Below are 25,441 nucleotides of genomic sequence, written 5' to 3' on the forward strand. Positions count from 1 at the left end.
AACCTCTGTTAGACTTGTTTGCGGGAGGAGCCAGCAGCATACCCGGACGGGAACGCCCGCTCAACGCTCCCGGCCGAGTGTCGGCGCGGGTCAAGATTTTTGTCGCCCCGTGTCATTGTAGCGTCTGCTACCCCTCGCCAGACTAGCCCGTTAACCGATGACGACAGGGAATATCATGAGCTCGCAGCAACTCGACACCAAACGCCTCGCCGCTTACCTGGCCGATTACCTGCCCGGGATGCAGCATGGCCTGACTGCGGAGAAGTTCCCTGGCGGACAGTCGAACCCCACGTTCAAACTGACCGCCGACGGCCGCTCCTACGTGTTGCGCCGCAAGCCCCCGGGTGAGTTGCTGCCGTCTGCGCACGCGGTCGACCGCGAGTTTCGTGTGATCCGCGCACTGCAGGATACCGACGTGCCGGTACCCCGAACCCACGTACTCTGTGAGGACGAATCCGTCATCGGCTCCATGTTCTACGTCATGGAGTTCATGGAGGGCCGCATCCTCTGGGACCCGCTGCTCCCGGAGGCTGGCAGCAATGAAGAGCGCGGTGCATTCTACGATGCCATGAACAAGACCATGGCAGCCCTGCACTCAGTGGATGTGGATGCCGTAGGACTCTCCGACTACGGCAAGCCGGGCAACTACTTTGAACGTCAACTGGCACGCTGGACCCGCCAGTACCGCGCCTCGGAAACCGGAACCGTGCCCAACATGGAGACCCTGATAACCTGGCTGTCTGCGAACATGCCGGAGGATGACGGCACCGTGAGCCTGGTGCACGGCGACTACCGGCTGGACAACATGATGTTCCACGCGACTGAGCCGCGCGTCATCGCCCTGCTGGACTGGGAGCTCTCCACCCTGGGCCACCCCCTGGCCGATCTCGCCAACCAGTGCATGGCCTGGATGCTGCCCCGCGACAGCGCAATGAAAGGCCTGGGCGGTGTGGACCGTGCGGCACTGGGGATACCCAGCGATGAGGAGTACATTGCACGCTACTGCGAGCGCACCGGACGTGCAGGCATCGAGAACTGGAATTTCTACCTCGTATTCTCGCTGTTCCGCCTGGCTGCGATTGTACAGGGCATCAAGAAGCGGGCGCTGATAGGCACCGCCTCCAGTCAGGAAGCAGACGCCAGGGGCAACCTGGTGGAACCGCTGTCACAGCTGGCCGTCGACCTGATCCACTAGGCTAAGCCGTGCCGCGCGCTGGCGCCTCGGTGTCGAGGCATCCAGCGGCGCCAAACCTGCGTATTGTCCGGCATACGCTTTCAACCCGCTGAGTGCCCTGCATGCCTGACACGCTCTACTACGATGGCCAGTGCCCGCTGTGCAACCGGGAAATGGCGAAACTTGGGCAGTTGTGCGATGCCGAGCTCCAGCTCAAGGACATCCACAACCTGGCCGAGGAAGATGGGCTTCCAGACCGGGAGACACTGCTGAGAACCCTGCACCTGAAGACAGCCAGCGGTGAATTGCTGACAGGTATCGATGCCAATGTCATGGCCTGGCAACATACCCGGCTGGGGCCCTTGTGGCGCTGGCTGCGCTGGCCGCTGATTCGCCCACTGGCCGACAGTATCTACCGCTTCTGGGCAGAGCGCCGCTACCGGCGCCTGTACCCCGACTAGGACGTTCACATGCGCTTCACCGCAAACGACATCGCAACCATGGCGTCGCGCTACCGCGCCGCCCTGATCAATTCGCTCAGCGGCTTCAAGCCGGCCAATCTGGTGGGCACCGCTGACGCTGCTGGCAGCAGCAATCTCGCCATTATCAGTTCGGTCGTGCACCTCGGCTCTCATCCGCCCTTGCTGGCGATGATCATGCGACCCAGCCCGGTCGAACGCCACACGCTGGAAAACATCCTCGACACCCGCTGCTACACGATCAACCACGTTGCGCAGCACTTCATCGAGGCAGCACACCAGACGGCGGCGCGCTATCCGCGAGAACAATCGGAATTTGCAGCGACGGGGCTGAGCGAGCACTGGATGGAGGGGTTTGCCGCGCCCTTTGTGCAGGAGGCCAGCGTGCGCATGGCCCTGCAGCTGCGGGAACATCAGCACCTGCGCATCAATGATACGCACCTGCTGATCGGGGAGGTGGTGCTGGTGGAGGTGCCTGATGACTGCGTTGCCGACGACGGTTCCGTAGACATCAGCGCGGCAGGCACCGTCGCACTCAGCGGATTGGACAGTTACTACAGCACCCAACGCCTGCGACGCATGGCCTACGCCAAACCGGATCTGCCGCCGCGAGCCATCGACTGAGGTTTCAGTCTTCGGCCTGGGCAAGCTCCTGTACCTGATAATCGAGTTCGCCCATCTTTTCGGTAAACAGGCTCATGGCGTCAGACAGACCGCGATTGTAGAAATACGGTCCCAACTCCTCAGCGAGGAAATCCACCAGAAACTCGGCATCGAAACTGCCGATGTCCTGCTGCAGTTCCTCGTTAAGGTAGCGCTTGACCTTCGCCGCCATACGCTCTTTCTGTTCCCGGGAGAAATCCAGGGGTTTCATGCGGCGGCCCGCATCAGGGCGGCCGGATCATGCCACCGCACGCCCGGGCTCTCCCGTCGCGTCCTTCTTGCCGGGGGCTGAAGGGCTCTTGCGCCGCGACTTGACTCGCGCCTTGGCGGCCTTGCGAGGCGGCTTCGAGGCAGCAGCCTCCAGCGCCGTGAATTGTTCCCGCTGAGCTTCCCGATCCGCCCGCGTCGGCGGTGGCCGACGCCGCGACGCCCGCGGTCGGCGGTACTGGCCACTGTCGGGCCGCAGATCACCGTATTCAAAGCGGTTCAGTATCTCTTCCATGGTACGGCTGATCTTGGTGCAGATGCGGATCGCCTCAATGTTGGGGAATGCCGAGTGCGCGCCCCCCTCCATCAGTGCCACCAATTCCTTTTCAGACAGGTGAGAAAGAATCTTCGCCGGGTTGTACCAGCGGAAGCTGGGCACAATATTGATGTCGCCGCTGTACTCCTGATCGATCAGTGAGTGAATACCGTTCATCAACAGGTTGAAACGCGGCCAGTTGTCACCGTTTTTCTGCACCATGCCGCGGTAGAAGTTAAGCACTTCCCGGCCGATACCCACGCCCAGACTGCCGAGGGCGGCACTCAGGCCATTGCTCTTGCGATTGCCGCGCAAAAACGGGGTGGCAATCGGGTTCACCATACTGACGATATAGTGGTTGGTGCTGTATAGCCGCGACAGTCGTTTTGCCGGCAGATCATCGGCAATGGACCCGTCCACCCATTTGCGCGTGGGCAGGTAGGGCTGCGCCTCTCCGTGCACGTTCTTCGCCATCAGCATCACGGGCGGGAACACGCCCGGTACCGCACAGGACGCCATCACCGCCGAACGCACGTAGACGTTGGGCGACGTGATGGCATTCAGCAACCTGGAGCGCTGATGGGTCTCTGCGGGCGCAACGGTAATACTGATCTGGCGCCCGGTCTTTTCATAGGCTTCCTGGAAAGTGATCTCCGGGATGAGCCGGGCGACGATGTTTTCCAGATCCCGCACGTCAATCTGCGGGTTGCGACCCAAAAACATGCGTGAGAACACACTCGCTTCACGCTCCGCCTCAAAATGCACGTTGCTGGGGTCAAAAAAGTGCCGCAGCTCTTCATCCGTATGCGACCCGACCACGCCCGCGACCAGTGAACCGGCGCTGGAGCCGGAGATCACCCGCGGCAACAGGCCCTGCTCGAGCAGCGTCTTGACTACGCCAAGATGATAGAAGCCCAACACGCCGCCGCCGCTCAACATCAGGGCCGAACGGCCAAAACAGATATTGGCGCGGTAAAAGAAGTCGAGCTTTTGCTGCAGCGTGACATCGTCACTTTTCAGTTCGGCGAGGTAACGCAGCGAGTCCGCAACCTCGTCGATATACTGCTCAATCAGGTGTTTCGTGCCGAATTTGGCGTTCTGGTAGAGCGAGCTACGGCCCATGCCGCCCATATTGCCGTGGATGCCCTCGTTCAGGGTGAACAGCAGGCCCTGATAGTCGTGCCGGGAACGCAGGCTGCGCAGACGGTCGAGGCGCAGGCGAATCTGGCTGTAATCGTACTGCGTGGTCTGGTCCACCTCACGCCAGCGGCGCTTGCCGGACAGCTCGTCATGGGCAATGGCGGCTTCACGCCACTCTTCGTACGATGAACAACTCGCCATCTGGCGTTCCAGTTGGGCAAGTTTGCGTGATGTTCTCATTGGCTACCTCGTTGCCGGAGACCTTGCCCCAAGCATACTGCAAAGACCACACGCGTTACAGGTTAATTCTGGCCACACCCCATCAGGAAGGCGTGTCGTTCTCCCCGGTTTTCGGCAGATCACGGTGCGCCCCGCGGTATTCTTCGACCAGATGCCGCTTGTAGAGCTTGCCGTTGTCCATGCGCGGCAGCTGCTGGTGGAAATCCAGCGAGCGCGGCAGCTTGATATGGGAGATGCGTTCGCGCAGCCATTCCATGATTTCGATGGCCACCTCGTCAGTGGCATCCGCCCAGTTCATTGGCTGTACGACCGCTTTCACCTCTTCACCGAACTCGTCATTGGGAATGCCAAACACCGCGACATCCGCGACCTTCTCGTGGGTGATGAGCAGATTCTCGATTTCCTGCGGGTAAATGTTCACACCGCCGCTGATGATCATGAAATTCTTGCGGTCCGTAAGGTAGAGGAAGCCATCCCTGTCGACGTAGCCCACGTCGCCCGTTGTCGCCCAGCCGCGCTCATTGAAGGCTTCGGCAGTCTTGCCCGGCTCTTTGTGGTAGTTGAACTGGGCCTGGTCGCCGCTGAAATAGACGGTGCCGATTTCCCCGGGCGGCAATTCATTGCCCTCATCATCCACGATGTGTACCGCGCCCACCAGGGCGGGGCCGACAGAACCCTTGTGTGTAAGCCAGTTCGCAGAATCGATGATGGTGATGCCAATGCCCTCGCTGGCCGCGTAGTATTCGACAATGACCTCGCCCCACCAGGCGATCATCTGTTCCTTGACCTCCACCGGACAGGGCGCCGCGGCGTGGATCGCAAACTGCATGCTGCTCACGTCGTAGCGCTTGCGTACCTCCTCGGGCAGCTTCAGCATGCGCACAAACATGATCGGCACCCACTGGCTGTGGGTCGCTCGATGTTCTTCGATAAGCGCCAGCGCGGCTTCCGCATCGAACTTCTCCATGACCACCGTAGTACCGCCCTGGTACAGCGTCATCATGTTGTAGTGCAACGGTGCGGCGTGATACAGGGGCGCCGGCGACAGGTAGACAGTTTCCTCGCCAAAGCCGAACACGGCCCCGAGTGTGCCCGCCAGCGGGTGCGGCGCATTGACATCGTCACTGGGCGGCGGCAGAAACACGCCTTTGGGCTTGCCGGTTGTGCCCGACGAGTAGAGCATGGGAACGCCATTGGCCTCGTCGACGATGCGCTCGGCGGGCTGCAGGGCAATGCTGTCATCCCATGACTCGTAGCCGTCGGCAAGGCCGTCCACCATATAAAAGTGCTGGATCGCCGATGTCTCCAGTGCAAGGATTTCGCCGGCGACCGCTGCCAGTGCGTGGGACGCAATGAACAGTTTTGCCCCGCAGTTCTCCAGAATATAGGCGGTTTCATCCCGCTTCAGGTGGGTGCTGATCGGCGTGAACACAAGGCCGGCCCGTTGCGCACCCCAGCAGATTTCCAGAAACTGGCGACAGTTCACCAGCATCATGCCGATGTGGTCACCCTTCTTCAGCCCCAGAGAGCGGAACAACTGTGCCGCCTGGTTGCTGCGCTCGTCGAGCTCGGCATAGGTGACCACCTCGCCAGAGCCACCCATGATGATGGCAGGCTTGTGGGGATAGGTTTCGGCAGTGATGGCGGGGTGTGGCATGTCACGATCCTTGCTGCTGTCTAGGCGATGTGGCGGGCCATCATAAGACGCCGCATGCAGCGTGGCAACGTATCAGCGCTGCCGCATCAGGCCCTGCTGGGACACGGATGCCACGAGCACACCGTCGCGGTTGAAGAAGCGGCCGTGCGCAAGGCCGCGACCCGCCGCCACGCGCTCCGCCTCCACCGTATGCAGCAGCCACTCATCGGCACGTACCGGCGCGTGGAACCAGAGGGCATGGTCGAGGCTGGCCACTTGCAGGTTCTGCTGCAGGAAGGAGCGCCCGGTGGCGGCGAGGCAGACATCAATCATCAGCGTGTCGGAGAAATACGCGAGCAGACTCGCATGCACCGAATCCGGGTGGTCTACCCGACCATTGGCCCTGACCCAAAGTGCCAGAGACGGCGGCAGCGGGTGCGGATTGTGCCAGTCCACGGGCGTCAGCATGCGCACATCAAGGTCCTCCCCGGTCACCAGCGGAAACGCGTCGTCGATGTCACCGGATTCCAGGGCACGTTGCCGTTCGCTGGGCAGGCTTTCCGGCGGCGGCACGTCAGGTGCCGAGCGCTGGAAGTCATCGCCGGCGCCGGTTGTCTGGAAGGATACCGAAGACACCAGTATCGGCTTGCCGCGCTGCAGTGCCACCACGCGTCGCGAGCTCAGGCTGCCGCCGTCGAGCGCCCGATCCACCTCGAGGCGGATAGCCTCGGCGGGATCACCCGGACGCAGGAAGTAGGCGTGTTGCGAGTGCACCGCGCGTTCGGCACGCACCGTGGCGGCCGCCGCCTGCAGCGCCTGCGCCAACACTTGCCCACCAAAGACACGGGGCGCCCTGGGATGCATGTTGTCGGCGACAAAGACATCCTCACTGACGGGTCGCGGGGTCAATACCTGTAACAGCTGGTCGAGCATGAGGTTAATCCACTATGATGCAAACGATGGGGTGAACATTATCCGGGATACAGCGCGTCGGCTCCACACGCCTTTCCCGTTTGACAACCGAGGACTTCAATGCAAGCGTCACTGACCCCTGCGGCACTGCGCCAACGCATTCGCGGCGGCGAGCACACGGGCAACACCTCGGGCTGTGCGCCCGGCTTTGTCCAGTGCAACATCGTCATCCTGCCACAGGCGTGGGCGCATGATTTCCTGCGTTTTTGCCAGGCCAATCCCAAGCCCTGCCCCCTGCTGGCGGTCAGCGCGGCACCGGGAGACACCGCCCTGCCGCGCTTCGGCGACATCGATATCCGCAGCGACGTACCCCGTTACCGCGTCTTCCGCAACGGTGTTTTCGAAGAGGAACGTGCGGACCTGCATGCCCTCTGGCAACCGGACCTGGTGACCTTCGCCCTCGGCTGTTCCTTTTCCTTTGAAGAGGCCCTGCTCGCGGACGGACTGGAAGTGCGCAATGTCTCGGAGGGCGTCAACGTGCCAATGTACCGCAGCACCCTGCCCTGCACAGCGGCCGGCCCCTTTGCCGGCAATATGGTGGTGAGCATGCGCCCGATGCGCGCTGCTGACGCGATACGCGCTATCCAGATCTGCACCCGGTTCCCCGCCGTGCACGGCGCTCCGGTTCACCTCGGCGATCCGTCCCTGATCGGCATTGCCGACCTGCACCGCCCCGACTATGGCGACGCGGTGACTATTGCCGCGGACGAGCTTCCGGTATTCTGGGCCTGCGGGGTAACCCCCCAGGTGGCGCTGGAACAGGCAAAACCGCCCCTGGCAATCACCCACAGCCCCGGCTGCATGCTGGTTACCGACCTGCGCAACAGCCAGCTGGCCGTACTCTGATCGACCACGCCCCTGACAGGAGTCGACTGCATGTTGCTCAACTGTGATCTCGGCGAAAGTTATGGAAGCTGGCGTATGGGCCTGGACGACGCGGTCATGCCCCATATCGACCAGGCCAACATTGCCTGCGGCTTCCACGCCGGCGACCCGCTGACCATCGACCGCACGCTGGCGCTGGCAGCGCGACACGGGGTCGGCGTGGGCGCTCACCCGGCCTATCCGGACCTGGTCGGCTTCGGCCGTCGCAGCATGGCCCTCAGCGAAGACGAGTTGGCCAGTAGCCTGCGCTACCAGATCGCTGCACTGGACGGCATGGCTGCCTGCCACGGCCTGCAGATCACTTACGTGAAACCCCACGGGGCCCTGTACAACGACATGATGGCCGACCGCGCTGTGCGCACAGCGGTCATGCGCAGCGTGGCTGGCTATCACAGACCGCTGGACCTGATGCTGCAGGCGACGCCGCAGGCGGAGAGCCACCGCGAGGAGGCGAGGGAATTCGGCCTGACCCTGCTCTTCGAGGCCTTCGCAGACCGTTGCTATGCCGACGACGGTCACCTGCGGTCCCGGCGCCTGCCCGACGCCGTGCACACGCGAGAGCGCATGCTGGATCAGGTGCGGCAGATCCTCGAACACCGCAGTGTCACCACCCATGGCGGTAAGTCCCTGGTGCTGGCCATAGACTCGCTCTGCGTACACGGCGACAATCCCGAAGGTGTAAACGCCATTCAGGAGATAAGGCAGCTGATTGCAGGGGGCGCATGACAGCCATGCAGCTGCGACACGCCGGTGAGAATGCGATCCTGATCTCCTTTGCGACTGAGGCGGGCGACGAACCTGCCGGCCCGCGCGAGGCGGCACAGGTACGAGCGGCCGTGGAGGCTGCTCGCGACACCCTGGGCGATGACCTGATTGACCTCGTCCCATCCTACGCATCATTGCTGGTGATTTACGATGCCCTGCGCACAGACCATTTGAGCGTCACACAGCGACTGCAGTCCCTGCAGCCGGTCATTGACGAAGCCATCGCCGCCGAGGGTGGCCGGGAAATCGTGTTACCGGTGTATTATAGCGCCGAGAGCGGCGCAGACCTGGAGCGGCTGGCCAGGGAGTGCGGGCTCGCTATCGAGGAGGTGATTGCGCTGCACAGTGCAACCGCGTACACCGTCTATGCCATTGGCTTTGCTCCCGGCTTCGCCTACCTCGGCCACGTCGACCCGCGGATCGCCGCACCGCGACTGGCTACACCCCGAAAACGTGTGCCGCGCGGAGCCGTGGCCATCGCCGATCGCCAGACCGCGGTCTATCCCGCCGTTTCGCCGGGCGGCTGGAACCTGATTGGCAACTGCCCGCAACGCCTGTTCGATCCAGAACACACTCCGCCCATGCCGGTTGCCGTAGGCGACCGGGTTCGCTTCGAGCCGATTGATCGAGAGCGTTTTCTGGCGCTGGGCGGTGAACTGTCATGAGCCTGCGCGTCCGCCAACCCGGCGTGCTCAGCCTGCTGCAGGATCGCGGGCGCTTTGGCCAGCATCACCTGGGCCTCACCACAGGCGGCCCCATGGATCTGGAAGCCTTTCTGCTCTGCCAGCGGCTGCTCGGCAACAGCGCCGACTGCACGCTGCTCGAATGCAGTTTTGGTGGCCTTGAGGTGGATGTGGACACGGACACCCTGCTCTGTGTAACCGGTGCTGATGCCCCCCTCCTCGTCAATGGAAAGCCCGCAGACCTGTGGACCACCCACCGGGTGCACAGGGGCGACCGGGTGCAATTGGGCCACCCCCAGCGGGGTTGCCGAAATTACCTCGGTGTGGTCGATGGCTTTCAGGTGGCGCCGCAGTTCGGTAGCACCGCGACCGTCCTGCGTGAGGGCATCGGGGGACTGCGCGGTGAGAAACTGGCACCCGACGACGTCCTGCCCTGCCGCAGTGATACCCGGCGTCCACGCCTGTGTGTGCCGCCTGCCGAGAGGCCCCATTACGCCGGGCAACTGACTGTTCGCGTGGTCCCGGGTTACCAGCAGCAGCATTTCGACCGCCTGCAACAGCGACGCTTTTACAGCGCGGCCTGGTCCGTATCGCAACGCGCCGATCGCATGGGCTATCGCCTGGAGGGCCCGGAGATTCGCTGCGACATCGCGGGCATCGTCTCCGAAGGTATCTGCCTCGGCGCCATTCAGGTGCCGGCAGACGGCCAACCGATTGTGCTGCTGAACGACCGGCAGACCATTGGCGGCTATCCCAAGCTGGGTTCGGCGATCTCCATCGATGCATCCCGCATGAGCCAGTTGATCCCCGGGGGCACGGTGCACTTTGCCGCAGTCAGTCCCCATGCGGCGCACAATGCCCTGCATATGCACCACTGGCGGCTACAACACCTGCCCCTGCAGCCACTGCCCGAGGAGTGAGAACCGTGGATGAACAGGCACTGAGTGAAGCCATTGAAAGCCTGCTGGTGGCACGCAATCCACGGCAGATGCAGGTCGCCCGCGCGGCACTGCGCCCGGGCTATTATCTGCGCGCCGCACGCCGTCTGCACGATATCCGTGGCACGGTATTGATTGGCACCGGCTTTCCCGTAGCAGGCACTTTCGAGACCGATGGTCCTGTCGGTGCCATCGCCCTGTACAAGGGCCTGCAGGCGCTCGGTGCACGTCCGGTGATTGCCTGCGCGACACCGCTGGCACAGGTACTGGCCGGCAGCTATCGTATCCTGCCACTGGAACGGGACCCCGCGGATGATGGCTCGGCCAGCGCCGCCCACTGGCTGGCAGCCAACCAGCCCAGCGCCATTGTCAGCATTGAGCGACCGGGCCTGGCCGCCGATGGCCGCTACTACAATATGCGCGGGGAGGATATCAGCGCCCAGTGCGGCGTATTCGACCCTTTCCTGACCCTTGCAGACTGCCCCACCATTGCCATCGGCGACGGCGGCAACGAAATCGGCATGGGCAATATTGCCGAGGCCATCGCCGGTCTTGATATTCGCGTGGCGGTTACGCCCTGCGACGAATTGCTGGTGGCGGACGTCTCCAACTGGGGCGCCTATGGGCTGCTAGCCTTTCTGGGACTCTGGGCAGAGCGCGACCTGCTGTCAGAATTCTCCGCCCTGGAGACCCTGCGCTACCTGTCAGAGCGCGGCAGCGTCGACGGCGTGACGCGAGCGAACACGCTCACTGAAGACGGAATGCCGCCCTCCGAAGGCGAGGCGGTGATTCGTGAGCTGCGCACGCTAACAGGGTTTCTTGAGGCGGCAGCATGAAGCTATTTTTATTTCACCCGGCTGAGGTACGGCTATGAGTATCGTCTATCTGAATGGCACTTATCTGCCCATGAGCGAAGCCCGTATTTCTCCCATGGACCGGGGCTTCCTCTTCGGCGACGGCATCTACGAGGTGGTGCCCTCCTACGCTGGAAAGCTGGTGGGTTTTGGCCCACATATGCAGCGCATGCAGCAGGGCCTTGACGCCATCGAGTTGAAAGTCACGCTGGACGAGGCGGAATGGCGGACCATTGCCGAAGAGCTCGTGCAGCGCAATGGCGGTGGCAACCTTGGCCTCTATTTCCATATCAGCCGCGGTGCAGACCTGCAGCGCAATCACGCCTACCCGGAGAACATCACAGCGACCCGCTACGCCTTCGCTTTCGACATTGCACCACCCCCGGCGCCGGACAAGGCAGCGGCTCGCTGCTTTCACGTCTCCACAGCGGAAGATCTGCGCTGGCGACGCTGCAACATCAAATCGACCGCCCTGCTGGGCAATGTCATGCATTACCAGCATGGACACAGTCGTGGCCACGGTGAAACGCTGCTCTACAACCAGGCGGGCGAGCTGACAGAAGCTGCCGCCTGCAACGTCTTCATTGTCGCCAACGGCGCAGTGGCAACGCCACCACTGGATCACCAGAAACTGCCCGGCATTACCCGGCTCATGCTGCTCGACATGCTGCGTCGTCACAGCAGAATCCCCGTGGCCGAGCGGGTAATCACCATGGAGGAAGTACGCAACGCTGACGAAGTCTGGCTTACCAGTTCCAGCAAGGAAGTGGCGCCGGTGCTGTCCATCGACGACCAGCCGGTCGGCGACGGACGCGTGGGCGATGTGTGGCTGGCTGCCCAAACCCTGTTTGCCAGGCACCGGTACGACTACTGATGGCCAGACCCTGCGAAGCACGGCTGGACCTGTCGGCGCTGCGCCACAACCTTGCACTCGCCCGCCGGTTGGCGCCACGTTCGCGGCTGATGGCGGTGGTCAAGGCAAACGCCTATGGCCACGGCGCCACGACCATGGCCGGGGCACTGGAGCCGCTGGTTGACGCCCTGGCGGTCGCCTGCCTCGAAGAGGCACTGGAACTGCGGGACGCGGGCATCCACGCCCCTATTCTGTTATTGCAGGGTGCCTTTCACCCCGATGAGATCCCTCTCGCCGCACAACACAGGCTGTGGCTGACCGTGGAGAACGCCACTCAGCTGGCCTGGCTGGAGCGGGCGACGCTGCCGGAGCCGCTGCACTGCTGGCTGAAAGTGGATACCGGCATGCATCGCCTGGGTGCGGCGCCGGAGCGGGTCGCCGAGTTTCACCAGCGCCTGCTGGCCTGCGGCAAGCTTGCGGGGCCGCCCGTACTGACCACGCACTTCGCCTGTGCCGACCAGCTGGATCACCCCGCAACCCCGCAGCAAATCGCACGCTTCGAGGAACTCACACACGCGCTCCCGGGAGCGCGCAGCGCCGCAAACTCGCCGGCGACACTGGCCTGGCCCGACAGCCACTACGACTGGATACGGCCCGGCTTTATGCTCTGGGGCAACTCACCCTTCGCGGTCCCGCACGCCGAGGCGGATACGCTGCGGCCCGTCATGACGCTGGTTTCGCAGGTCACCTCGCTGCGCGATATCGAACCCGGCGAGGCGGTGGGCTACGGTGCCACCTGGCAGGCGACACGGAGCTCGCGCATAGCCACCGTGACTGTCGGCTACGGGGATGGCTACCCTCGCAGCGCGGGCAGCGGCACGCCGGTACTGGTCAACGGCCATCGCGCGTCTCTGGCGGGCCGCGTCTCCATGGACATGATCAGCATCGACGTGACGGACCTGCCGGGGGTCGCCCTGGGCGACCCCGTGGTTCTGTGGGGCGACGGCCTGCCGGTTGCCGAGGTCGCCGAAAAAGCACACACAATAGGCTATGAACTGCTGACCCGCATGCCGGCGCGCGTGCCACGCCGGGTGGTGATCGGGTAGCCCGGAGCATCCGTGAACCAGCTGTGGTACACTGGCAGGCCGTCCAGCTTAAAGAGACCCTGTTATGTCTGCCAAGCCACAACGCGCACCCGCCAAGAAAAAGCAGCCCGCGGCGGTGGAGACCTCCAACTCCATAGAAGAACAAACGCGCGCTTTCCTGAAGACCGGCGGCAAGATCCAGAACATCCAGTCAGGCATCAGCGGCCAACCGGGCGGGTACGCCGCGCGGCCCTCCGGCGCAGGACGTAAATAGCACCCCCCGGGGGGCGGATCCAGACGCCCCCGAGGCGCGTACATTCTCCATCGGTCTTACCTGAGCGGGAAGCACCATGGACAACACGCTAGACACCAGCGTCGCCGACAAGGGCGGCGTACACCCCGGGATCGTGGCATTTGCACATGCTGCCCTGGGCGCATTCCTATTGGCGATATTCGCACTGACCAACGACTGGTTCCGCAGTTCCTCACTGCCTCTTGCCGCGCTGCTGGGCGTACTCAGCGGCGCAGCGGCGGGTGCCATCATCTGCACCCTGGTTCATGAATGGTTCCACTACCTTGGCGCCATCGCCGCGCGGGGCCGCTACCGGCGTCCGCCCCGCCTTGCCCTATTCGCTTTCGACTGGGATTTCAAGCACAACAGTCCGCGCCAGTTTCTGGTCATGAGCTACGCCGGCACGCTGGGCTCCCTCGTAGCGATTGCCCTCTTCATGTTCAGCATCCCGGCAGAGACACCCTGCAGCATTGCGCTGTTGGCGGCCAGCGTGGGCAGCCTCGCCTTCGCCGGCGCCATCGAGTGGCCGGTGATCGCCCGGGTACAGGGCGGGGGAGATCCGCTGGGCGAACTCTCGAAAACAACACCGAGGGTGGTGCTGACCAGCGCCGCCATTGGCTTGGTCACCCTGCTCATCGTGGCCTACGCACTGACCTGATCACGGCGTACTCCGTGCGCCGGCAGGGGGCATCCGCTATCATGGGCACCTCCGAACACGAGCACGGGACACCACTGCCTTGTCGCAACCTGTACAAGCGCCTCTTGCCGACGGCAGCCTGCTGGCAGCCGTCGACCTGGGCAGCAACTCCTTTCACCTTATCGTCGCCCGTGTCGAACATGGCGAAATGCGTCCGGTCGAGGCACTGGCAGAGAAAGTCCAGCTGGGGGCGGGGCTGGTGGATGGACGGCTGTCCGCGGACGCCATCGCACGTGGCCTGGACTGCCTGGCTCGCTTTGCACAAATGCTCGGCAGTGTCGATCCGGAGCGCATCCGCGTGGTCGGCACCAACGCCCTGCGCATGGCTGACAACCGCCGGGAGTTCACCCTGCCCGCCCAGCGGATTCTCGGGGCGCCGGTCGATGTGGTGTATGGCGGAGAGGAAGCACGCCTGGTTTACCTGGGGGTGGCCCACACGCTGGCCGACGACGCCCAGTCGCGGCTGGTGATTGATATCGGCGGCGGCAGCACCGAGCTGATCATCGGCCAGCGGTTCGAACCACAGCGACTGGAAAGCCTGCAGATGGGATGTGTCTCCTATTCGGACAGCTGCTTTCCCGCTGGCAAGCTAAACCGCACTCACTACCGTGCGGCATACGAGCGGGCCCGGCTTGAGGTTTCCCACATCCGCTATCATTTCCATTCACGCCACTGGGCGGAATGTGTGGGCTCTTCCGGCACACTGCAGGCCATTGAATCAGTGCTGGTCAGCCAGGGCTGGAGTGAGGGCGGGATTACACGCAAGGCGCTGGCAAAGCTGGAAAAACGCCTGTTGCAGTTCAAGCACTTCGATGCCATTGAGCTGGAGGGGTTGAGCAGCCAGAGACGCAACGTCATCGCAGCCGGCGTCGCCATTACCAGTGCCCTGTTCGATGAGCTGGGCATCACGCAGCTGCGAACCTCACGAGGTGCACTCCGCGAGGGCGTGATCTACGACCTGATGGGACGTCTGGGGCACGAGGATGTGCGTGAACGCACCATCAATGCGCTGATGCAACGCTACAGCGTGGATACGGTCATGGGGGAGCTGATGGCCCGCCGTGCGCGCACCCTGTTCAACGCCAGTCGCGACGGCTGGTCGCTGCGCAGGACCGACCGCGACCTCCTGGAGCGTACGGCACTGACGCACGAGATCGGCATGGCCATCTCGCACAAGCACTACCAGCGCCATACCGCCTATCTGCTGCAAAATGCCGACCTGCCCGGGTTCTCCCAGGAGGAGCAGGAGCAGATGGCGCTTCTCGCCGCCACACAACGTGGCAAACTGGACCATCCGCTCTGGGCTGCCGTGGCCGAGAGTGACCGCCCGCGTCTGCTGCGCCTGGTCACCCTGTTCCGGCTGGCGCTGCTGTTCAAGTACGTCGAACAGCTGGAGGCGCTGCCCGACTTTGCCGTACATGCGCACGAGGACGGCATCAGCCTGGAGTTTCCGCCGACGTGGCTACAGCGCCACCCGCTCACGGCGCGGGAACTCGAGCAGGAGGTGACGCTGCTCGGCAAGGAGGGCCTGCACCTCGCTATCCATTGACGTGGCCGGCGTTCTCGCCGCTCACGACGACAACTGGGTGTCCTGACTGACGATATCGGCGAGGTAGTCGAGGAGTATCTCGTTTACCGCATCCGAAGCCTCCAGCTGGACCATGTGTCCGGCACCCGGAATCATGCGCACCGCACGCAGCTGTGGAAAAATGGCACGCATCTGGCCAATCGGGTCTTCACCGTGAAAGCCCTCGAGGTCGACATCGTGCTCGCTGCCGAGAAAATAGGCAGGCACCGCACTTTGCACCCCTTCAAACGGCTTGCGCTGGGCCCACTTGAGATCAAATGCGCGGTACCAGTTAAGCCCTCCGGTGAAGCCCGTGCGACTGTATTCGGCGACAAAGAACTCCAGCTCCAGTTCCGACAACCACGGCCAGGGCAGTGCTGGCGGCTCCTCCATGGCGTCAATGTAAGACGTACCCGGCGGGTGACGGAACATGTCGAAGTAATTGCAGGCACCGCTCAAGGTATGGAACACCTTGTGTAAAAACCGCCGGGGCTGCGCCGCCAGTTCCCGATCTGCGCGCGGCGGTTCGCGGAAATACTCGATATGCAGGAAGTGCTGTTCGCCCATGCGCCGGTATTCGGTGAGCGGCGGCTCATCCGGGTTGTGCGGTGCGGCCGGGTTCTCCAGGCCAATCACGGCAATCACCCGCTTCGGGTGACGCAGGGCAAGGTCGTAGACGGCAAAGGCTCCGAAATCGAGGCCCGCGAACACCGCCCTGGGCTCGCCGATGTGTGCCAGCAGGCCGACCAGGTCCGCCGTGATGTGATCGATATCATAGGCCTGCAGCGGCAGCGGCGCGTCGGTCTGCCCCATACCGCGCATATCCGGCGCAATCACCCGATAGCCGGCCTGCGCCAGTGCACTGATCTGGCGATGCCAGCTGAACCAGAGGTGGGGAAAGCCGTGGCAGAGCACCACCGGCATGCCGGCTCCCTGCTCGACATAGTGCATGCGGATGCCGTTGATAGTGGCGTGGTGGTGTGTCCATTCCATGGCAGAGAGGCCCTCCCGGCCGCTGATGCCCGCCAGCAGCCGATTGTCTGTCAGTGTTATCCGTCGCATCCCGTTGCAAACCGGGACCCCGGCCCTGCAGTATGGCGAAAAGCGGGCCCTGATCCTCCATGCAGTGTACTCTGCATCAAGGAGCGCTGTGAATCGCGTCGGCTACGGCGATCACGGGGGCCGGATAACACACAGGGGGTAAGGCGCATGCGGTTGACAAAGCGTTGGCAATGGCTGCAGCGCAAGGTTTCGCGCAAATTGTGGCTGATCGCCCTGCTCTACACGGTCGCCGGCTTCATCTCGGTGTTGCTGGGTATCTGGCTGACGCCGGTAATCCCTCCCGGCATGTCCGACCTGGTAACAGCGGATGCGGTTGGCAGAATCCTGAACATCCTCGCATCCAGCATGCTTGCAGTCGCCACATTTTCGCTGGCCACGCTGGTGAGCGCCCATGGCTCCGTGACGGTCAGCACGTCACCCCGCGCGACTGCGCTGGTGATGGACAACGAAGTCTCCAGGCACGCCCTGAGCGTGTTCATCGGTACCTTTCTGTTCAGCCTTGTCGGGCTCGTGGCGCTGAATGCGGGCGTATACGGAGAGCGCGGACACGTGGTCCTGTTTCTGACTACCGTGCTGATCATCATGTTGATTGTCATTGCGCTGATACGCTGGATAGAGCACCTCTCCGAGCTGGCCAAGGTGACGGAAACCGTCGAGCGGGTGGAGGACGCCGCTACCCGGGCGCTGGTGGGGCGGGCGCGCTTTCCCGGAATCGGCGCACGCCCCTGTGAGTCGGTGGAACACCGTATCCCGGTCGGTGCAGGCAGGGTTCTGGCGAACAGTGTCGGCTACGTGGAGCACATCGACATGGCAGCCCTGCTGCAGTGCAGTGCGGAGCACGGGCTGGAGATCTTCGTGCTGGTGGAACCCGGTACCCTGACCAACCTGCAGACACCGCTGGCCTGCGTGGCGGGGGGCGACTGCCCGCAGCCGGTGCTCGAGCACATCCGGGCAGCGTTTTCCCTCGGCCGCGCACGCACCTTCGACTATGACCCCCGCTTCGGCCTGATCGTGCTGGGGGAAATCGCCTCACGCGCACTATCACCCGGGGTGAACGACGCCGGCACCGCCATCGATGTGATCGGGCGTGCCACACGCGCACTGTCAGCCTGGGCCACAACGGCGGCGGAAACGGACGCCGAGGGCGAGGCGCCTAAGGCACAGGTCTGGTTCCAGACACTCGCGGTGCACGATCTGCTGGACGATGTCTTCACGCCGATTGCCCGCGACGGGGCGGGCAATATCGCGGTGCAAATCAGGCTGCAGAAAGCCTTCGCCGCCCTGTCGCAACTCGACCACCGGGCGCTGCAACAGGCGGCCCGCGACCACTCACAGCTTGCCTGGGAGCGCGCTCGCGATGCGCTGTCCATGGATTTCGAGCGCGATGCACTGCTGCCCCTCGTGCTATCGCGCCGCGACTGAAGCAGCGTTTCCGGCTACAGGTTCACCCAGCTGTTCAGTGCCCGCAGGCGGAACTGCTCGCCCTCGTGACTGAGCACGACGGAGTCCGGCAACACCTCTTCCACCCGCACGCCGCGGCCGACCGACTGCCCGGCCGACGCCTGCTGACCGTTGATGGTCACACTGGAGCCGCCGTCCGCGCGGTAGTCATGCTGCAGGTACATCAGGGTCGGCACCGCGTCCTTGCGCTGCTGGGAAAGCTCGGCAAGGAAAGGTGCAGGGTGCTCGGCAAGTCGCACATCCTCCAGCGCCTGCTCCGCGGCGGCCGCCAGGGCGGCGATATCCACACTGTTCTCGGCTCTCGGCTGCGGGTCTTCGGCGCCTGCAACACTGTTCTCCGCGGCGGGTGCTGGTTGCGCCTCGGACACATCGGTTGCCGGTTGGGCGGCACCGGCATACAGCGCAGCCACATCCGGGCTGGCCTCGCGCTCCCCGGGCATTGCCGTCGCGGTCGCAGGCGCAGCCGTGTCTGCAGGGGCAGGCGTGACGACTGTGACCGCCTCAACTGCTACTGGGGATGCCGTTGCCTCGGCTGTGGTTTCGACATCGGTGGATGCGCTGGTCGACGGCACTGCCGGCGTCGCCGGCTGCAGCGGAGCCTGCGGGGCAGGCCCGGCAACCCGGGTGACATAGCCGCCAAGCAGGATGCCGACCACCAGAACGCCCGCTGCCGCCAGCAGAAACCAGAACCAGCGCTGTCGGTGTGGCTGCGATTCAGCCTCGAAATGGACGCTGTCCACCCCGGGCACCGGCGCGGCATTCTGCTGCTCGCGACGCGCCCGGTTGAGCGCTTCCAGAATCAGCGACACGGCAGGCGCTCCTGTACTGTCGAGGGAAGAATCATTGCGCCTCAGCCCCGGCCGTCAAGCGCTGCAACGCCGCCGCCGCGGTCAGGTCGCGCCCTGCGGCGATGTTCAGCCGCAGCAGGGTCTGTTCGCCGACCACCCCATCCGCGCTGAGCTGCCGGCTGGCCTGGAACAGGCGCACGCGCTCCGCCAGCAGCGGAGAGTAGTCTTCCCGGGCCAGCGGCTCGGCCTGCCCGTCCAGCTCGGCAAAAAGCCCCGCGATATCCGCGACGACCGGCCCCGAGTCCGAGCGGCCTACGGGCCCCGAGAAGCCCTCGGGTGGGCGCCAAAGCAATCGGTAGCTGCCGCGCCAGCGCTCCGCCAGCTGCACGAACGGCACACGTCTCAGGCCCGCTTCGGACCACAGCAGGGCATTGCCCGACGACTCACCGAGGAACAGGGCGGCGGCCGCGAAGCGATCAGCAGTCACCAGATCCAGCATGACGGGCCGGTTGAGCGCTATCACCTCCTGCCAGGTATCGGCGCTGTCTCGCAGGCAAGTCAGGGGAAAGCGTATGCTGTTGTCACACAGCACATCGAGTGGTGGCGCCGGACCCGGCGCCTGCAACTGCCACAGGGTTTGCAGCGCTGCCGCCGGCGACAGCTCCCAGGCAGGCGCCTCGGTCTGTACCGGTGCGGCCACTGCCTGTGTTGGCGGTGGTGCTGCCGGAGCCGGCTGCGTGGCAGTCGCCGCAACCGGAGCCGTGGCTGCCGGTGCTGAGGCCGCCGATGGCGTCGGCGCAGCGAGCTGACTCAGTCGCGCCAGCCACCACACGCCGACCAGCAGCACCAGTGCCGCCGCAGCAAACGGCCACAGCCGCAGCCAGCGGCGTGCGCCAGTGGCCGGCTCGCCCAGCACCTCCTCAATGGCCTGGGCCAGCACCTGCCGGTCGGCCACCGTGCGATTGCGGCCGTAGGTGCCCAGCAGCACGCGGTCGCACACCACGTTGATCAACCGGGGGATCCCGCGGGTCGCGCGGTGAATGCCACGGACTACCTCGGGCGGAAACAACTCGCGTCCGGCTGGCAGCCCGGCGACCTGCAGCCGGTGGCGGATATACGCTGCCGTCTCGGCCTGATTGAGGGGCGCAAGGGTATATCGCGCTGTGATGCGCTGATTCAGCTGACGCAGCTCCGGACGCTGCAGCAGTTGCGCCAGCTCAGGCTGGCCGATCAGCACGATCTGCAAGAGTTTTTCGCTGTGTGTTTCCAGGTTGGTGAGCAGGCGGATCTGCTCCAGCACCTCAAAATCCAGGTGCTGGGCCTCATCGATCAACAGCACCGTCTTGCGGCCCTGCGCGTGGTTCCGCAGCAGAAAGGCGTGCAGGCTGTCCGTCAAGGCCTTCAGCGACAGCTGGTTGGCGTCATACTCGATGCCGAGTTCATCGCAGACGGTGGCGAGTAGCTCCTGCGCGTTCAAGGCCGGGTTCAACACAATGGCGATATCGGTATCGGGTGGCAGCTGCTCCAGCAGGCAGCGGTTGATCGTGGTCTTGCCGGTGCCCACCTCACCGGTGAGCAGTATGAAGCCACCGCCGCTGCCCACGCCGTAAAGCAGATGCGCCAGCGCATCGCGGTGACGCGGACTCATAAACAGATAACGTGGGTTTACCGCAATGGAGAACGGCGTTTCACTGAGGCCAAAATACTGAAGGTACATAATTGCCTGCGCTGCCCCGGGGCCTGCGGACTGTCATCCTGTGGATACCCCCGGCAGCGTCAACGACGCCCCGTGGGGACGTGGATCAGGGACAGAGCCAGGCGGTGTAATCGCCCGTTCCCTCGTGGATGGATTCACGCACGACCGCGTTGCCGCCCATACTGAGCGCGCGTTCGCGCGCCAGATTGTCGAGTTCAACACGAACCTTGTTTTCACCGCGCTCAATGCCGGCCACTTTCCAGGCGACGTTGGTGGTGATGTTGCCCAGTCGCTTGCACTGCGCAACCTCGGACGCCTCCACCAGCGGCAGGGCACGCGCTTCATCCGGGATCTTGACCCAGGTACAACCCGTCACCAGCGCCGTCAGCGTACCCAGCGCCGCCGCGCGAAAAAGACTCTGCCGTTTCATGTCCTGCCCTCTGCTGTACACCGCGGCAGATTAGCACAGGGCTGCCGCCGCCGGTACCATCACCGCGTGCCAGGCAAGCGAGATCATCTGCACCGGGCAAACAGCGGCAGCGAATTTGGCTCACGCGGAGCATCAATAGTATATTCCGGCGACCTGCAGCAAAGGACATCGACATGCACACACCTGAAGTGGTCATCATCACCGGCGCCGGCGGCGGTATTGGCGAGGGACTGGCTCGCGTCTTCGCCCGCCATGGCTGGACGGTAGTCGTCGCCGAAATCGACCGCGACAGGGGCCAGGCTGTCGCCGACGCGCTACCCGCCCTGGGCGGCAAGGGGCTCTTCATCGAAACCGATATACGTGATCTGGCCAGCGTGCGCGCGATGGTCAATCAGGCGCTGGACGCCTTCAGTCGTGTGGATGTACTGGTCAACAACGCCTACCCCACCGGCAGCGCCGGCACCACGGTGAGCGGCATCAGTGATGATCGCCTGCAGGGTTCAATGATGGCGGGGTTTCATGCCGTCGCGGCCGCCATGCAGGCGGTGTATCCAGTGATGGCCGCACAGCGCTGGGGACGTGTCATCAACATGTGCTCGCTCAATGGCGTCAATGCCCATGCCGGTACGGTTGACTACAACTGTGCCAAGGAGGCGGTTCGCACCCTGACCCGCACCGCCGCCGTCGAGTGGGGCAAGGACGGCATCACCTGCAACGCGGTGTGCCCGGGCGCAGCGACTCCGGCGTTCCGTGCGCGCATGGCGGAGATGCCGGAAATGATGGCCGGCATTCAGAAGATGATCCCCATGGGCTACAGCGGGGACCCCGAGGAAGACATTGCGCCGGTGGTGCTGTTCCTCGCCAGCGAAGGATCGCGTTACCTCACCGGCAACACCCTCTACGTGGACGGCGGCGGGCACATCAACGGCGTGCCCTGGAAGCCCTGACGCGGCGCGCCGCCGCTACAGAATCACCGTGCGCTGACCGTTCAGCTGCACACGCTCCTCGCAATGCAGTCGCACGGCGTGGGAGAGCGCCGTGGCCTCGGTGTCGTGACCGAGATGAATCATCTGCTCTACCGACACCTGGTGGTCGATTGCCTTGACCTCCTGGGCAATGATCGGCCCTTCATCGAGGTCGCGGGTGACATAGTGGGCCGTGGCACCGATGACCTTCACCCCGCGGTCATAAGCCTGGTGATAAGGCCGGGCGCCCTTGAAACCGGGGAGGAAGGAATGGTGGATGTTGATCGCGCGGCCCGCGAGCTCGGCACACAGCGCATCGGAAAGAATCTGCATGTAGCGCGCCAGCACCAGCAGGTCCGCCTCCTCCTCGCGGAACACCTGGAGCAGCTGCGCTTCCTGCTCCGCCTTGTGCTCCGGGGTCACCGGCAGGTAGTGGTAGGGCAGGCCGTACCACTCGACCAGCTCACGGCAATCCTCGTGGTTGCTCACCACACCCACCAGCGTCGCGGGTAACGCACCGGCGCGCCACTTCGTGAGCAGGGCCACCAGGCAGTGGTCGTAACGGGACACGGCAAGCAGTACCCGCGGCAGGTCGTCGGCGGGGCGCAAGCGGTACTGCATGCCCATATCGTCCGCCAGCAGCGCAAAGCGGCGGCAGAACTCGGTATAGGGCACCGTCATGACGCGGTCATCGAAGACGCAGCGCAAATGGAAGGTGTTGCTGACCGGGTCGCTGAAATTGGAGATCTCCGTGATGAAGGCACCGGCCTCGAGAAACAGCTGGGAGTAGCGAGCCACAACGCCCAGCCGGTCTGGACACTGGAACGACAGGATGTAGGCGCGCGGCGCGGCGCCCGGTGTTGAATCAGTCACGGAAGTCCTCGTTGTCTATCGGGTTTACGCCCTGGACGCGGCAGTCAGAAATTGAAACCGTTGCCGGACACCACCGGCACATTGGTCCACAGGTCATTGGGGTCACGATACCAGCCCGCCGCCGCGAGCGCACCGCCATCAAGGTTTATCGTCGTGCCCGTGACCCAGGCAGACAGTTCGGAGGCGAGGAACAATGCACAGCCTGCGGCATCCTGTGGCCTGCCGAAGCGCTCCAGCGGTATCCAGCGCCGGACGTGCGCCTGATGCTCAGGGGCGATCAGTTCGGATGGACGCACCTGATCGGTCTCGGTAGTTTCAGGCGCAATCGCGTTGACGCGAATACCATCCGGTCCCAGCTCCAGCGCCAGGCTGCGGGTGAACCCGGTAATCGCGTGCTTGAAGGCGCAATAGGTGGTCACCATGGGAATGCCGCGGAAGGCCTCGATGGAGGAGATACTGATGATGCTGCCGCCCCGTCCACGCGACTGCAACAGCGGTATCGCAGCACGCGTCACGGTGAAGATATGCTTCAGGTTAACGGCGTAGAGTCGCTCGAGATCCTCATCGGTACAGGCGGCGAAGGGCTTGATGAGACCGAGGAAGTCGCCAACGTTATTGACCAGCACATCGAGCCCGCCGAAACGCGCCTGCACCTCAGCCATCAGGGCGTCGACCGCCGCGCAGTCGCAGACGTCGGTATTGGAGACCAGTGCATCGGTCGCGCTGGCATCCAGGGCCTCCCGCAAGTCAGCACAGCGCTCGGCATTGATCTCCGCCACCACCAGTCGGGCCCCGCGCGTCGCAAACGCCTCAACGATGGCGCGACCGATGCCCGCACCGCCGCCGGTTACCAGTACGATCTTGCCTGTGAAATCGAGATCCTGCATGGCCCACTCCTGTTCGTCTTTGTTGGTATCGTTGCACCCGATATAACAGAAGCCTCCGCGCAATGCATGCTGGCGCACCGCCCCACCCCCGACCACCCCAACCGGGTTTATGTAGTTAGGCCGCGCCGCGCAGGCCGGGCCGCTACTTGTAGGTCACGACCAGGTAGCCGCGCAGGGGCTCATCGCCCAGTGACCGGATGCTGTGCTCCACATCCGCGCGGTAGTGGGCCGAATCACCGCTGTCCAGGCGACACTCGGTGGCTCCCGCCACAACCAGCGCCGCGCCAGCCGAGAGTGTCAGCAACTCCCGCGTGCCGCTGAAGTGTGCCGAACTGTCCAGACTGGCACCCGGCTGCAGCTGCAGTTCATAGAACTCCACGTGCTTTTCCATGTGCAGGGGCGACAGTGTGCGAATTTGGCACTCGCTGTCGGCGCGAAACAGGCTGGAGGGGTCGTTCGCGCGCACCACTTCAATCAAACCGCTGGCCAGGGGATCATCCACCAGTTCGCCTATACTCAGACCAAAGGCCTGTGCAATGCGGAAGGTCACCGCCAGCGTCGGGTTGGCCTGCCCGCGCTCGATCTGGCTCAACATGGAGCGGCTGACCCCGGAGGCGGCGGCCAACTGGTCGAGGGTGAATCCGTGCGCCTGGCGAAGCTCCGTCACGCGTTCGCAAAGTACCTTGCTGGCCGGATCGAGAGAGGATTTCGACATACGATTTCCAGTTTAGTAGAGAATATTCTTGTATCTGGGATTCCAGATCTCTACTATACCGGATAATTTCCATTATGGTGTAGTCGCCCATGAAAGCACTGGTCAAGAAAGAAGCCCGTCCCGGCCTCTGGCTGGAAGAGGTTCCCGAGCCCGCGTTCGGCATCAACGATGTGCTGATCAAGGTCAAGCGCACCGCCATCTGCGGCACCGACATGCACATCTACCACTGGGACACCTGGGCCCAGAAAACGGTGCCGGTACCCATGATCGTCGGCCATGAATTCGTGGGCGAGATTGTTGCTGTGGGCTCGAACGTGGTCGATTTCCGCCCCGGCCAGATCGTCTCTGGCGAGGGCCACGTGGTCTGCGGTCGCTGCCGCAACTGCATGGCGGGCAGACGCCACCTGTGTGCAAAAACCAGCGGCATCGGTGTCGACCGCTCCGGCGCGTTTGCCGAGTACATGGCGCTCCCCATGTCCAACGTGTGGGAGCATTCCGCCGGCATTGATCTCGATGTAGCTGCCCTCTTCGACCCTTTCGGCAATGCGGTACACACCGCGCTGCAATTCGACCTGCTCGGCGAAGACGTCCTCATTACCGGTGCCGGCCCCATCGGCGCCATGGCGGCGGCCGTCTGCAAACACGCCGGCGCGCGCCATGTGGTGATCACCGATGTCATCGACAAGCGCCTGCAGCTGGCGGCCACCCTGGGTGCCACCCGCACGGTCAACGTGAGCCGGGAGAGCATTGCCGAGGTCCAGAAGTCACTGGGTATGGACGAGGGGTTCGACGTGGGCCTGGAAATGTCCGGTAACCCCCAGGCCTTCCGCGACCTGCTGGCCAACATGTGCCACGGCGGCAAGGTGGCCATGCTCGGCATTCCCAGCGAAAACACCGCCGTCGACTGGAACACGGTGATTTTCAACATGCTCACCCTGAAGGGGATTTACGGTCGCGAGATGTACGAAACCTGGTACAAGATGTCGGTGATGATCGAGTCCGGGCTGGATATCTCTCCGGTTATCACCCACCGCATGAGCTTCCGCGACTTTCAACAGGGCTTTGATGTCATGAGCTCGGGGGAAGCGAGCAAAGTCGTACTGAACTGGGAGGACTGA

The 25,441-nt window shown here is 63.8% G+C and carries 27 protein-coding genes; 16 read left to right on the forward strand and 11 right to left on the reverse strand.

Annotation, left to right across the window (positions count from 1 at the left end):
• Positions 1-175 precede the first annotated feature (175 nt).
• The 3 genes from AACZ17_RS01280 (at position 176) to AACZ17_RS01290 (ending at position 2,277) form a co-directional block, all read left to right on the forward strand.
• A complete protein-coding gene (locus AACZ17_RS01280) occupies positions 176-1,195 on the forward strand; it encodes a phosphotransferase family protein (RefSeq protein WP_290744367.1) in 1,020 nt (339 codons plus the stop codon).
• 101 nt (positions 1,196-1,296) lie between these two features.
• Positions 1,297-1,635: a DUF393 domain-containing protein gene (locus tag AACZ17_RS01285; protein WP_290744369.1), complete on the forward strand. Its 339-nt coding sequence runs from the start codon at positions 1,297-1,299 to the stop codon at positions 1,633-1,635.
• Positions 1,636-1,644: 9 nt separating this feature from the next.
• The gene (locus AACZ17_RS01290) at positions 1,645-2,277 is read left to right on the forward strand and encodes a flavin reductase family protein (RefSeq protein WP_290744371.1); all 633 of its coding nucleotides are present in this window, start codon (positions 1,645-1,647) and stop codon (positions 2,275-2,277) included.
• Positions 2,278-2,281: 4 nt separating this feature from the next.
• Here the strand turns inward: AACZ17_RS01290 and AACZ17_RS01295 are convergent, their stop codons facing one another.
• From AACZ17_RS01295 to AACZ17_RS01310, 4 genes are all read right to left on the reverse strand, one after another.
• Positions 2,282-2,527, reverse strand: coding sequence for a DUF2164 domain-containing protein (locus AACZ17_RS01295; protein ID WP_290744373.1), 246 nt, complete (start codon positions 2,525-2,527; stop codon positions 2,282-2,284).
• Positions 2,528-2,554: 27 nt separating this feature from the next.
• Positions 2,555-4,219, reverse strand: a complete 1,665-nt coding sequence (locus AACZ17_RS01300; RefSeq protein ID WP_290744375.1) for a DUF3336 domain-containing protein — start codon at positions 4,217-4,219, stop codon at positions 2,555-2,557.
• A gap of 82 nt (positions 4,220-4,301) precedes the next feature.
• The gene (locus AACZ17_RS01305) at positions 4,302-5,876 is read right to left on the reverse strand and encodes an acyl-CoA synthetase (protein ID WP_290744377.1); all 1,575 of its coding nucleotides are present in this window, start codon (positions 5,874-5,876) and stop codon (positions 4,302-4,304) included.
• Between the two features lie 72 nt (positions 5,877-5,948).
• Positions 5,949-6,788: an acyl-CoA thioesterase domain-containing protein gene (locus AACZ17_RS01310; RefSeq protein WP_290744379.1), complete on the reverse strand. Its 840-nt coding sequence runs from the start codon at positions 6,786-6,788 to the stop codon at positions 5,949-5,951.
• A 99-nt stretch (positions 6,789-6,887) separates the two neighbouring features.
• Here AACZ17_RS01310 and AACZ17_RS01315 point away from each other — a divergent pair, with 99 nt between their 5' ends.
• The 10 genes from AACZ17_RS01315 (at position 6,888) to AACZ17_RS01360 (ending at position 15,428) form a co-directional block, all read left to right on the forward strand.
• Positions 6,888-7,673: a putative hydro-lyase gene (locus AACZ17_RS01315; protein WP_290744381.1), complete on the forward strand. Its 786-nt coding sequence runs from the start codon at positions 6,888-6,890 to the stop codon at positions 7,671-7,673.
• 30 nt (positions 7,674-7,703) lie between these two features.
• The gene (locus AACZ17_RS01320; protein ID WP_290744383.1) at positions 7,704-8,438 is read left to right on the forward strand and encodes a 5-oxoprolinase subunit PxpA; all 735 of its coding nucleotides are present in this window, start codon (positions 7,704-7,706) and stop codon (positions 8,436-8,438) included.
• Positions 8,435-9,142 carry a 5-oxoprolinase subunit PxpB gene (gene pxpB / locus AACZ17_RS01325; protein ID WP_290744385.1) on the forward strand — a complete coding sequence of 236 codons (708 nt, stop codon included), beginning with the start codon at positions 8,435-8,437 and terminating at the stop codon, positions 9,140-9,142. Before AACZ17_RS01320 ends, pxpB begins: the two co-directional genes overlap by 4 nt.
• Entirely contained in the window at positions 9,139-10,080 is a 942-nt protein-coding gene (locus tag AACZ17_RS01330; RefSeq protein ID WP_290744387.1) for a biotin-dependent carboxyltransferase family protein, read from the forward strand. The genes pxpB and AACZ17_RS01330 overlap by 4 nt, the downstream gene beginning before the upstream one ends.
• A 5-nt stretch (positions 10,081-10,085) precedes the next feature.
• The gene (locus AACZ17_RS01335) at positions 10,086-10,934 is read left to right on the forward strand and encodes a glutamate cyclase domain-containing protein (protein ID WP_290744389.1); all 849 of its coding nucleotides are present in this window, start codon (positions 10,086-10,088) and stop codon (positions 10,932-10,934) included.
• A gap of 34 nt (positions 10,935-10,968) precedes the next feature.
• On the forward strand, positions 10,969-11,826 hold the full coding sequence (locus AACZ17_RS01340; protein ID WP_290744391.1) for an aminotransferase class IV: 858 nt from the start codon (positions 10,969-10,971) through the stop codon (positions 11,824-11,826).
• A complete protein-coding gene (gene alr, locus AACZ17_RS01345) occupies positions 11,826-12,911 on the forward strand; it encodes an alanine racemase (protein WP_290744393.1) in 1,086 nt (361 codons plus the stop codon). The genes AACZ17_RS01340 and alr overlap by 1 nt, the downstream gene beginning before the upstream one ends.
• A gap of 64 nt (positions 12,912-12,975) precedes the next feature.
• The gene (locus AACZ17_RS01350; protein WP_027948541.1) at positions 12,976-13,164 is read left to right on the forward strand and encodes a hypothetical protein; all 189 of its coding nucleotides are present in this window, start codon (positions 12,976-12,978) and stop codon (positions 13,162-13,164) included.
• A 76-nt stretch (positions 13,165-13,240) separates the two neighbouring features.
• The gene (locus tag AACZ17_RS01355) at positions 13,241-13,840 is read left to right on the forward strand and encodes a hypothetical protein (RefSeq protein ID WP_290744396.1); all 600 of its coding nucleotides are present in this window, start codon (positions 13,241-13,243) and stop codon (positions 13,838-13,840) included.
• Between the two features lie 79 nt (positions 13,841-13,919).
• Positions 13,920-15,428, forward strand: coding sequence for a Ppx/GppA family phosphatase (locus tag AACZ17_RS01360; protein ID WP_290744398.1), 1,509 nt, complete (start codon positions 13,920-13,922; stop codon positions 15,426-15,428).
• Positions 15,429-15,449: 21 nt separating this feature from the next.
• On the opposite strand, the gene AACZ17_RS01365 is transcribed toward AACZ17_RS01360, so the two are convergent.
• Entirely contained in the window at positions 15,450-16,508 is a 1,059-nt protein-coding gene (locus AACZ17_RS01365; protein ID WP_290744400.1) for an alpha/beta hydrolase, read from the reverse strand.
• Between the two features lie 147 nt (positions 16,509-16,655).
• Here AACZ17_RS01365 and AACZ17_RS01370 point away from each other — a divergent pair, with 147 nt between their 5' ends.
• Positions 16,656-17,930: a DUF2254 domain-containing protein gene (locus AACZ17_RS01370; protein WP_290744402.1), complete on the forward strand. Its 1,275-nt coding sequence runs from the start codon at positions 16,656-16,658 to the stop codon at positions 17,928-17,930.
• Positions 17,931-17,944: 14 nt separating this feature from the next.
• Here AACZ17_RS01370 and AACZ17_RS01375 read toward each other — a convergent pair whose 3' ends face one another.
• From AACZ17_RS01375 to AACZ17_RS01385, 3 genes are all read right to left on the reverse strand, one after another.
• On the reverse strand, positions 17,945-18,778 hold the full coding sequence (locus tag AACZ17_RS01375; protein ID WP_290744403.1) for a general secretion pathway protein GspB: 834 nt from the start codon (positions 18,776-18,778) through the stop codon (positions 17,945-17,947).
• Positions 18,779-18,809: 31 nt separating this feature from the next.
• A complete protein-coding gene (locus AACZ17_RS01380) occupies positions 18,810-20,474 on the reverse strand; it encodes an AAA family ATPase (protein ID WP_290744405.1) in 1,665 nt (554 codons plus the stop codon).
• Positions 20,475-20,559: 85 nt separating this feature from the next.
• On the reverse strand, positions 20,560-20,883 hold the full coding sequence (locus AACZ17_RS01385) for a DUF4156 domain-containing protein (RefSeq protein ID WP_290744407.1): 324 nt from the start codon (positions 20,881-20,883) through the stop codon (positions 20,560-20,562).
• A 173-nt stretch (positions 20,884-21,056) separates the two neighbouring features.
• Here AACZ17_RS01385 and AACZ17_RS01390 point away from each other — a divergent pair, with 173 nt between their 5' ends.
• Entirely contained in the window at positions 21,057-21,830 is a 774-nt protein-coding gene (locus AACZ17_RS01390; protein ID WP_290744409.1) for an SDR family oxidoreductase, read from the forward strand.
• A 15-nt stretch (positions 21,831-21,845) separates the two neighbouring features.
• Here the strand turns inward: AACZ17_RS01390 and purU are convergent, their stop codons facing one another.
• The 3 genes from purU to AACZ17_RS01405 all read right to left on the reverse strand — a co-directional run bounded on the left by purU (position 21,846) and on the right by AACZ17_RS01405 (position 24,323).
• A complete protein-coding gene (gene purU / locus AACZ17_RS01395; RefSeq protein ID WP_290744411.1) occupies positions 21,846-22,721 on the reverse strand; it encodes a formyltetrahydrofolate deformylase in 876 nt (291 codons plus the stop codon).
• 44 nt (positions 22,722-22,765) lie between these two features.
• The gene (locus tag AACZ17_RS01400; RefSeq protein WP_290744413.1) at positions 22,766-23,608 is read right to left on the reverse strand and encodes an SDR family oxidoreductase; all 843 of its coding nucleotides are present in this window, start codon (positions 23,606-23,608) and stop codon (positions 22,766-22,768) included.
• Between the two features lie 142 nt (positions 23,609-23,750).
• Entirely contained in the window at positions 23,751-24,323 is a 573-nt protein-coding gene (locus tag AACZ17_RS01405; RefSeq protein ID WP_290744415.1) for an XRE family transcriptional regulator, read from the reverse strand.
• Between the two features lie 89 nt (positions 24,324-24,412).
• Here AACZ17_RS01405 and tdh point away from each other — a divergent pair, with 89 nt between their 5' ends.
• A complete protein-coding gene (tdh, locus tag AACZ17_RS01410; protein ID WP_290744417.1) occupies positions 24,413-25,441 on the forward strand; it encodes an L-threonine 3-dehydrogenase in 1,029 nt (342 codons plus the stop codon).

Origin of the sequence: uncultured Haliea sp. (assembly GCF_963973825.1) — a bacterium.
Taxonomy (GTDB): Bacteria; Pseudomonadota; Gammaproteobacteria; order Pseudomonadales; family Halieaceae; genus Haliea.

Coding starts and splice junctions, on each gene's coding strand:
- AACZ17_RS01320 (WP_290744383.1), top strand. CDS start 7,704: ATGTTGCTCAACTGTGATCTCGGCGAAAGTTATGGAAGCTGGCGTATG.
- AACZ17_RS01310 (WP_290744379.1), bottom strand. CDS start 6,788: ATGCTCGACCAGCTGTTACAGGTATTGACCCCGCGACCCGTCAGTGAG.
- AACZ17_RS01380 (WP_290744405.1), bottom strand. CDS start 20,474: ATGTACCTTCAGTATTTTGGCCTCAGTGAAACGCCGTTCTCCATTGCG.
- pxpB (WP_290744385.1), top strand. CDS start 8,435: ATGACAGCCATGCAGCTGCGACACGCCGGTGAGAATGCGATCCTGATC.
- AACZ17_RS01330 (WP_290744387.1), top strand. CDS start 9,139: ATGAGCCTGCGCGTCCGCCAACCCGGCGTGCTCAGCCTGCTGCAGGAT.
- AACZ17_RS01280 (WP_290744367.1), top strand. CDS start 176: ATGAGCTCGCAGCAACTCGACACCAAACGCCTCGCCGCTTACCTGGCC.
- AACZ17_RS01390 (WP_290744409.1), top strand. CDS start 21,057: ATGCACACACCTGAAGTGGTCATCATCACCGGCGCCGGCGGCGGTATT.
- AACZ17_RS01290 (WP_290744371.1), top strand. CDS start 1,645: ATGCGCTTCACCGCAAACGACATCGCAACCATGGCGTCGCGCTACCGC.
- AACZ17_RS01295 (WP_290744373.1), bottom strand. CDS start 2,527: ATGAAACCCCTGGATTTCTCCCGGGAACAGAAAGAGCGTATGGCGGCG.
- AACZ17_RS01400 (WP_290744413.1), bottom strand. CDS start 23,608: ATGCAGGATCTCGATTTCACAGGCAAGATCGTACTGGTAACCGGCGGC.
- alr (WP_290744393.1), top strand. CDS start 11,826: ATGGCCAGACCCTGCGAAGCACGGCTGGACCTGTCGGCGCTGCGCCAC.
- AACZ17_RS01340 (WP_290744391.1), top strand. CDS start 10,969: ATGAGTATCGTCTATCTGAATGGCACTTATCTGCCCATGAGCGAAGCC.
- AACZ17_RS01300 (WP_290744375.1), bottom strand. CDS start 4,219: ATGAGAACATCACGCAAACTTGCCCAACTGGAACGCCAGATGGCGAGT.
- AACZ17_RS01285 (WP_290744369.1), top strand. CDS start 1,297: ATGCCTGACACGCTCTACTACGATGGCCAGTGCCCGCTGTGCAACCGG.
- AACZ17_RS01365 (WP_290744400.1), bottom strand. CDS start 16,508: ATGCGACGGATAACACTGACAGACAATCGGCTGCTGGCGGGCATCAGC.
- AACZ17_RS01315 (WP_290744381.1), top strand. CDS start 6,888: ATGCAAGCGTCACTGACCCCTGCGGCACTGCGCCAACGCATTCGCGGC.
- AACZ17_RS01305 (WP_290744377.1), bottom strand. CDS start 5,876: ATGCCACACCCCGCCATCACTGCCGAAACCTATCCCCACAAGCCTGCC.
- AACZ17_RS01370 (WP_290744402.1), top strand. CDS start 16,656: ATGCGGTTGACAAAGCGTTGGCAATGGCTGCAGCGCAAGGTTTCGCGC.
- AACZ17_RS01385 (WP_290744407.1), bottom strand. CDS start 20,883: ATGAAACGGCAGAGTCTTTTTCGCGCGGCGGCGCTGGGTACGCTGACG.
- AACZ17_RS01355 (WP_290744396.1), top strand. CDS start 13,241: ATGGACAACACGCTAGACACCAGCGTCGCCGACAAGGGCGGCGTACAC.
- AACZ17_RS01350 (WP_027948541.1), top strand. CDS start 12,976: ATGTCTGCCAAGCCACAACGCGCACCCGCCAAGAAAAAGCAGCCCGCG.
- tdh (WP_290744417.1), top strand. CDS start 24,413: ATGAAAGCACTGGTCAAGAAAGAAGCCCGTCCCGGCCTCTGGCTGGAA.
- AACZ17_RS01405 (WP_290744415.1), bottom strand. CDS start 24,323: ATGTCGAAATCCTCTCTCGATCCGGCCAGCAAGGTACTTTGCGAACGC.